This is a genomic window from Saccharopolyspora sp. (assembly GCF_017434145.1).
In the GTDB taxonomy this organism is placed as follows: domain Bacteria; phylum Actinomycetota; class Actinomycetes; order Mycobacteriales; family Pseudonocardiaceae; genus Saccharopolyspora_C; species Saccharopolyspora_C galaxeae.
The window spans coordinates 1-7,335 of sequence record NZ_JAFRFW010000062.1 but is presented as its reverse complement, the minus strand read 5'-3'; the positions used below and the strand labels follow the sequence as shown (position 1 = coordinate 7,335).

Sequence of the window (7,335 nt, the reverse complement as noted above, 5' to 3'; positions counted from 1 at the left end):
GAGGGCGAGGGCGGCGGCGCGTCCGGCACCGCCGCAACCGATCACGGCGGCTTTGCGGCCGGAGACGGGAATGTCGAAGCGGGCCAGGGCAAGGCTGATCGCGGGACTGTTGGACGTGTCGGCGCGCCACGAATCCCCGTGCGACACCAGCGAGTTCGCCGAACCCGAACTGCGCGCCGCCGCACTGGCGGTGCCTGCCGTGGCGAGCGCTGCCTCCTGGTGCGGTGACACGACGGTGGCCCCGCGCAACGGGAGGCCGAGCTCGCTCAGGCCGGACTCGGCGGCCGCGGCCCAGAAGGGCTCGAATTCCTCCACCTGGAACGGCAAGTACAACGCGGGGATGCCGAGCGCGCGGTAGCCGGCGTTGTGCAGCCGCGGCGAGACCGATGCCAGCACCGAGCGGCCGACGATGCCGCAGACGGTGTTCAGCCGGCGCAGCCGGGGAAAACCGTAGTCCGCGACCAGCTGCTCGACGGTGGGGACTTCGGCGTCGTCGCCGTCCAACCTGCCGAACACGACGGGAGCACCGAGCCAGGGCGCCAGCAGGCGGCTCCAGAACCCGGCGGTTCCGGTCGCGAACGCGGTGACATCCGAACGGCCGAGGTCGGCGAGGAACCGCAGCGGTACCAGCGCCTGCTCGGGCTGCGATGCGGACGTCGTGAGCAGGTAGAGCTCCGCACCGATGGCCGCCATCCGGTCGAAGCGCTCGTGCAGCACGTCGCGCTCCGCGGCGGTTCCATGCCACGAGATGCGGCGCCGTCGCACCGGAATCCGGTCCAGCAGCTCGGGGACCAGGTCGTGCTCGGCTTCCAAGTCGACCACGTCGTAATGCTCGGCCGCCGACAGCAGCCGGGCGTGCCGTTGCTCCGGCGCGACGTCGAGCCCGCCACCTCGGCCGGGGCTGCGGAGGCAGTAAAGCAGACGGGCACCGAAGCGCTCGCGCAATTGGACCGGGTCGGGGTCACCGGCGAGATCAGCACGGACCTCGACCAGGCCCACCTCCTGCCGCGCCGCGTGCGATGCGATGTCCGTGGCAGACGCGGGATCGGTCAGCACTGCGTTGATCAAGGCGTCGTTGGCCTCGAATTTCGAGTCATCGGGTCTCAAATTCGCCTCCCGGTGCGGATGCGGCGGAGTCGGTTTCCGGCGCGTTGCGGCGCACCGCGAGCCGCTCCAACGCGGCTGAACGGTCGTCGGTGCTAGGCGGTGTCGGCTCGCGCGGTGCAACGCTCGCTTCAGGTTCTTGGTCGCCGCCGACGCTTCACGGCGTTGATGACCATGTCGGTGACGAGGAATCCGATCAGGGTGATGCCGACGACGGGCAGCACCCAGACGAGGATCGCGGCAGCGGTCACCAGTGCCAGCAGCGCAGTTTTCGGGTGAGCGCGCCAGATCGGTGGTGGGGCGGGCGGCCACGACGCGCCGCGCGGGCGACGGCTCCACCACATCCGGTAGGCCAGGACGATCAGCACCAGGGTGCCGAGGGCGACCAGGGACACGACGATCTGGTTGGGGATGCCGAACAACGTTCCGTCGTGCGCCCGAACGCCGAGGACGTTGAGCTTGGCCAGCAGCGGGTAGTCGTCGAACGCGAGGCGTTCGGTGACCTGCCCGGTGTAGGGGTGTACCGCGATGCTGTCGCTCTGGACGGGCCAGCCCTCGCCGGTCTCCTCGACGGTGAACACCTCGCCGGGTTCCGAGGGCGCTGTGATGGTCAGTTCTCCGCGCAGGCCGTCGGCACCGGCGGTTTCCAGCACGCGGTCGATGTCGATCCGCGCTGCGCCCGGTGGCGCGGCGACCTTCTCGGATTCGAGGCTCGGTTCGCCGGAATCGAGTGTCGTGAGCAGCTGGTCCACCCGGTCGCCCACGAAATTGGATTGGGAGAACCCGGTAACGGCCAGCGCCGACAGGCCGAGGCTGAGACACAAGCCCAGCCAGCCGTGCAAGCCCCGCAGTCGCGCGTGCTCGCTGGTGGAGCGCCGCGACGAAGTCAGCAATCCGCGAGAGCGTCGTCGGCCGAGCCACAGCACGAGGCCGCCGAGAACGATCAGCGGGACCCAGCTGGTCGCGAATTCGGAGTAGAGCCTGCCCGGTGGGCCGAGGTGCAGGTTGCCGTGGGCGTTGCGCAACCACACCTGGGCGGGCGGGCGATCTTTGACCGTTGTGAGTTCACCTTGGACGTGGTCGGTGTACGGGTTGACGTATACGGTTAGGTCTTCTTCGGAGAATTCGTCGATGTCCGGTAGGCCGGGCACCGACAGGACGACGCGGGTGGTGCGGTCCGGCTCAGGAGGCGGGATGACCGCTTTCACGATTCCTTCCGGATGCGCCGCTGCTGCTGCGGCGACTTGGTCCGATGCGGGTCGCGGCGAGCCGGTTCCGGTATCGGCGAACAATTCCTGCCCGTGCACGGTGTTGACGATTTGCGGGGTGAACGCGTTCGCCAGGCCGGTGAGGCACATGATGACCAGAAACGGCGCCACCGCGAGACCTGCCAAGAAGTGCACCCGGCGGGCGAGTGCCGCCGTCCCGGAACGCGGCTTGGCCGCGCCCGTGCGTTCCACGGCATCAACCGAGCCGGTGTGCTGCGATTTCTCCTCTGGAGGGGGTGGCTGGCCGGTGGTGGACGTTGCCATGCGACTCCCAAGGTGTTCGAGATCAGGGGCGCGGAAACGAAGTGGTTTCGGGATTCGCAGAATTCAACTCGTGGCTCGGGAACTTTTCCGCACCCGTTGACCTATTGCTTCGAACAGTCTGAACCGGCGGTTCCGCGAGCATCAACGACCCGCGGACGAAAGGTGTTCGTAGCGTGACCGGCGGACGATGCCATCGAACGGGCGGAGTTGCCGCGCATCGGCGCGAATGTGCGGGAGAATGGCCGGAAGGACGTCGGCGGTGCCGCACCGGTCAGCTTCGAATACTAACCGCGGTTAGCTTTCGGCGGCAACGCCGAGTCGTTTTCGTTTTCCCATCGGCCGCGAGGGCCGCTGCAGGCCCAGTCGGGGCGGGGAGTGCCGAGCCGTCCTGAGATCCATGACGGGGCCGGTCGCGCGATGGCAGGCTGGTGGCCGTGACCGACGCCGCTGATCGTGAGCAGGCTGCACCGGGGTGGCTGATGCTCGTCTACCGGGTCCCGCGCGAACCGACCCGGTTGCGCGCGAGCGTGTGGCGGAGGCTGAAGAGCATCGGCGCGGTCTACCTGCAGAACTCGGCCGCCGTGCTGCCCGAGTCGAGCTCCCACGAACGCTCGCTGCGCTCCTTGCGCAAGGACATCGGGGAAATGGGCGGTACCGCCCAGCTGATGCGCTGCGACGTCCTCGCCGGGGCGGCCGAGGTCACCGCGATCTACAACGCCGCGCGCGACGAGGAGTACGAGGAGATCATCGACCGGTGCCGCGGATTCCGGGCCGAGATCGACAAGGAGACCACCGCGGAGAAGTTCACCTACGCCGAGCTGGAGGAGAACGACGAGGACCTCGCCAAACTCCGGGGCTGGTTCGACAAGGTCCGCCTCCGCGACTCGCTCGGAGCCGACCGCCGGGCCGCGGCCGAGCAGGCACTGCAGGGCTGCGCCGCGGTGCTCGACGTCTTCGCCGATCAGGTCTACCTCGCCGAAGACGGTCGATGACCCTGGGCAACGTCGGCCGACTTGTTCTACGTGACCGCGCTGATCAGCGTCGCGTTCGGTGGCTCCGGGGCCAGCCCGCACGCGCCCGGCGCCGTGTCCGACCGGACCGGCCGATTCCTGCTGGTCGCGGACAAGGGCACCGATCACGTGCACACCTGCTTCCTCGAGCAGGGCCGCGAACCGGTGTCGAGCCATCGGTTTCCGCCGGAACGATCAGATCCCGGTAGAGGTCGGCGTTGTTGTTCCCGGTGCCGTCGGCAGCCCGGGGTGAGCCATGCGTTCACGAAGTTCCGCGACCCATGCGCTGATCGCAGGAGCGCGCAGCAGCGCGGTTCCGACCAGCAGTGCCCGGTATCCCCGGGCCAGCAGTCCGGCGGCCTCGGCGGGGGAGCCGACCCCGCCTGCGCTCACCGGGAGCGGGGTGCCGGTACGGCGCAGGTCCGGGAGCAGCGCGAGGCTGCGACCGAGGTCGGGCGACCCGCGTTCGCGAGCCTTGATCTCCTTGTTGTTGACCGCGATCACGCACTCCGCCGGGTTGCGGACCGCGTCGATCTCCCCGCGGGTCCGCACCTCCACGAACGGAGTCAGGTTCCGGGCCAGCGCGCCGTCGACGAGCCGGTTCATGGTCGAGGCTCTTGGGGTTTCGAACCGAAGCTCGTGCTGGAGGACTACGCCTGTCCGCAACGCCACGCCTGCGTCCGCTCGCACTGCGCCGACGCCGGTTTGGTCGATCTTGCACGGCGCGCCCGTGGCGGTTTCGCGACCCTGTGGCTATGCCCTGGTTCATGACTACTGGGAGAGGAGGTCGCTGTGCCTTTGCGGATCGGGCGCGGGAATGTCGCGCAGGCGTCGAACCCGCGAGCAGGCCATGAGCAGTGGTGCGAGTATCCACCCGGCCATGATCACGACCAAGGCGTTGCGGGGACCGAGCGCGCCACCGAGTGCGCCGCCGACGAGGCCTCCGCAGAACAGCATGCTCCGGGTGGCGAACCGGGTGCAGGCGACCACTCTGGACAGCAGCGCTGGGGGAGTGGCGCTCTGCACCACCGTGGCCTGGCCGACGGTGAACGTGGCGAAGCCGGCGCAGAATACGAGCGTGCCCACGACGAACAGCAGCGTCCCCCAGCCGGGCCGGGTTGCCGGGAGGAGGAGCCCGAACGGTGCGACCGCGAGGGCGGGCAGCCACACCGAGCGAGCCGAGCCGAGCCGCTTCGCGAGCCTGCCCGCGAGCGCGGCGCCCAACAAGCTGCCCAGTCCGGCCACCCCCATCAGCGGACCCAGCTGACTTGGCGGCAGGGTCACCTCCTGGGCGAGGAAGACGACCACGAGTGCCTCGTAGCCTGCGAAGCAGCAGTTGCCGATCGCGGAGGCGAGGGTGCTGGTGCGCAGCAGCGGCTCGGCGATGACGAACCGCATGCCGTCCGTGAGCTGCCGCACCAGCCCACCGGTCGGCTTTTCCGAGGACACCTTCCCGCGGATGCGCAGCGCCGCGGTGCAGCATCCGGAGATCAAGAAGCCTACTGTGTTGGCCACGGGGGTGAGCGGGGCGCCGAGCAGTGTCACCAGCAGCCCGCCGAGTGCCGGACCGAGTGTGAACGATACCGCACGACCCGCCTGCAGCCGAGCATTTCCCCTGGTCAATTCATTGCGCGGCAACAGCATCGGCGGAATCGTCTGGTACGCGATCTCGTAAGCCACCGTGCACATGCCGACAGCTGTGACGACCAGGTAGATGTGCCAAAGCGCGAGGATCCCGACCCCGTAGAGGATCGGGATCAGGCTGATCGACATCGCGCGCCCGATGTCGGCGGCCAGCAGCACCGCACGAGGGGGCAATCTGCCGATGTAGACCCCGAACGGCAGGGTGCACAACAGCCACGGGAGGTAGTTGAGTGCGGTGATCAGGCCGATCTGCGTTACCGATGCCCCCAGCAGGTCGGCCGCGATCAGTGGGAAAGCGACCGGACTGGTCATCGCGAGGATCTGGTTGACGGTGCTGCCCAGCCACAGAAGCTGGAAGTCTCGCTGGCGCAGCGGCGAAGGTCCACTGTCCCGGTCGTGAGCGGACACTGCTCTCCTTTCGTACGCACGCGCCGCGTAGCGACGGCCATTTTGCGCGGCGATAACCGGAATGGACGTATCGATCCATTAGTGCTCGGCGGTACCCCGTTTTTCGCCGTGCCCGACAGGTTCCCCTGTCCTGTCTCGTGGCGCGTACTGGAACCTACCTTTCCCGATTGGGCTGCTTTCAGCCACCGATTTCCGGAAGACCGCCGGCCGGGATCGGATGCACACCGACACGAGGAGCGCCGGATGAAGTCAGTGGTGGACACCGTGGTCGTGGGGGCCGGGTCTGCTGGCTGCGTCGCAGCCAACCGGTTGTCCGCAGATCCGTCCCGGTCGGTCTTGCTGATCGAGGCGGGCACGGACGCCCCGCCCACTTCGCAACTGCGCTCCCTGGACTTCTTCGCGGCAGCGCGGAACCCGTCCCGCTCCTGGCCGGACCTGCACGCCCGCCGGAGCCGGTCGCAGCCGCCCCGGAAACTGCTGCAGGGCAGCGGAGTCGGTGGAACATCGGCGATCAACGGGCAGCTCGGCAAGCATTGTCGTCCGAACTTCGCGGCGACTTGCCAAAGTCTTGCGGTGCGGCTCGGCAGGACGAATCAGTTGTGCTCGACCTCGGCGAGCAGCGGAAAGATGAAGACGATGAATGGTGGTGGGTTGCCGAAGTCCGCGAGTTCTAGTTGCCATGCGGCGTGCGCTCGCGACGCGTACTGCACGTGCGCGGGCCTGTCAGTCCTCGGCAGGAACGGCTTGCGCGCTGGCGCTTCTCACGACCGCTCGCGAACGCGCCATCGCCATGTTCAGCCAGATGGTCGGCGCGCTCGTGATCTCCCGCGCCGTCGACGACGCCGCGCCTGCGCTGTCCGACGAGATCCTGACGGTCAATCGCAGTTTCGGGATCGCTGGCGTTCACCGGGACAGCCTTGCGGCGTGGCCACATGTGCGGCAGCGGCACGTGCCGGCTCTGCAGCAGGGAAATGCTTTTCGCTGGTGCTTGTTGAGCAACTACCGGCAAAAGTCCCCGGTGCGTTGGGCACCGGGGACTTTGCGCATTCAGTTGTCGTCAGGCTCGTTGTCACCAGCGGCGGTGCCAGTGGCAGAACCACCGGCCGCGGCCGTGGTCCCGGCCCCAGCCGCCCCAGCGGACGTAGTGGCAGTCCCAGTAGTAGCGGTGGCGGGGCGGCCAGCGGTGGTCCCACCTGTGGTTCGCGACGGCCATGATTCGCCCCAGTTCTCTCGATCGGTCGGCAAACCCTGCATTTGCCCAAGCCCCAGGTTGCCGCGTTCGCCGTGATCTCGACCAGAGACTAAATACCAGGTTCTCGTTCTCGGCGACGCGACCATTGCGTTCCTTGCTTCACTGCGGGTGCGGGAGACGAGGCTGGAGGCGATGTCATGGCAGCACAGCTGCAGGAGCGGGAGCGGACGGCGTTCGCGGTGCCCGGGCTGGAGAGTCTGGTCGAGATCGTGGTCGACCGCTGGGGCGTCCCGCACATCTATGCGACCGACACCTACGACACCCGACTCGGCGGCGGCCGCGCTGTTCGAGGTCTGGTACCGGCGTCACCTGCGGCCGGCGCTGCTGGCTCGAGCGCTGCGGCCGTACGTCGGCGCCGACGACGCCGCGGACGCGGCGACCCGGG

General features: G+C 68.5%; 7 protein-coding genes. 2 read left to right on the top strand and 5 right to left on the bottom strand.

Annotated features, from left to right (window positions below):
* Together IJH84_RS01630 and IJH84_RS01625 are read right to left on the bottom strand one after the other, a co-directional pair.
* Positions 1–1,107: type I 3-dehydroquinate dehydratase (locus IJH84_RS01630; RefSeq protein WP_295139421.1), on the bottom strand; the 1,107-nt coding region annotated here is incomplete at its 3' end.
* Between the two features lie 128 nt (positions 1,108–1,235).
* Positions 1,236–2,636 carry a PepSY domain-containing protein gene (locus IJH84_RS01625; protein WP_295139418.1) on the bottom strand — a complete coding sequence of 467 codons (1,401 nt, stop codon included), beginning with the start codon at positions 2,634–2,636 and terminating at the stop codon, positions 1,236–1,238.
* 434 nt (positions 2,637–3,070) lie between these two features.
* Here IJH84_RS01625 and IJH84_RS01620 point away from each other — a divergent pair, with 434 nt between their 5' ends.
* Positions 3,071–3,628 (top strand): Chromate resistance protein ChrB, encoded by a 558-nt coding sequence (locus tag IJH84_RS01620; RefSeq protein WP_295139415.1) that lies wholly within the window; start codon positions 3,071–3,073, stop codon positions 3,626–3,628.
* Between the two features lie 213 nt (positions 3,629–3,841).
* Here the strand turns inward: IJH84_RS01620 and IJH84_RS01615 are convergent, their stop codons facing one another.
* From IJH84_RS01615 to IJH84_RS01600, 3 genes are all read right to left on the bottom strand, one after another.
* Positions 3,842–4,252: a hypothetical protein gene (locus IJH84_RS01615; RefSeq protein WP_295139412.1), complete on the bottom strand. Its 411-nt coding sequence runs from the start codon at positions 4,250–4,252 to the stop codon at positions 3,842–3,844.
* A gap of 165 nt (positions 4,253–4,417) precedes the next feature.
* On the bottom strand, positions 4,418–5,698 hold the full coding sequence (locus IJH84_RS01610) for an MFS transporter (protein ID WP_295139409.1): 1,281 nt from the start codon (positions 5,696–5,698) through the stop codon (positions 4,418–4,420).
* 1,069 nt (positions 5,699–6,767) lie between these two features.
* Positions 6,768–6,911, bottom strand: coding sequence for a hypothetical protein (locus tag IJH84_RS01600; RefSeq protein ID WP_233627903.1), 144 nt, complete (start codon positions 6,909–6,911; stop codon positions 6,768–6,770).
* A gap of 176 nt (positions 6,912–7,087) precedes the next feature.
* Between IJH84_RS01600 and IJH84_RS01595 the strand changes: the two genes are divergently transcribed.
* The coding region (locus IJH84_RS01595) for a penicillin acylase family protein (RefSeq protein ID WP_295139406.1) at positions 7,088–7,335 on the top strand (248 nt) is incomplete at its 3' end.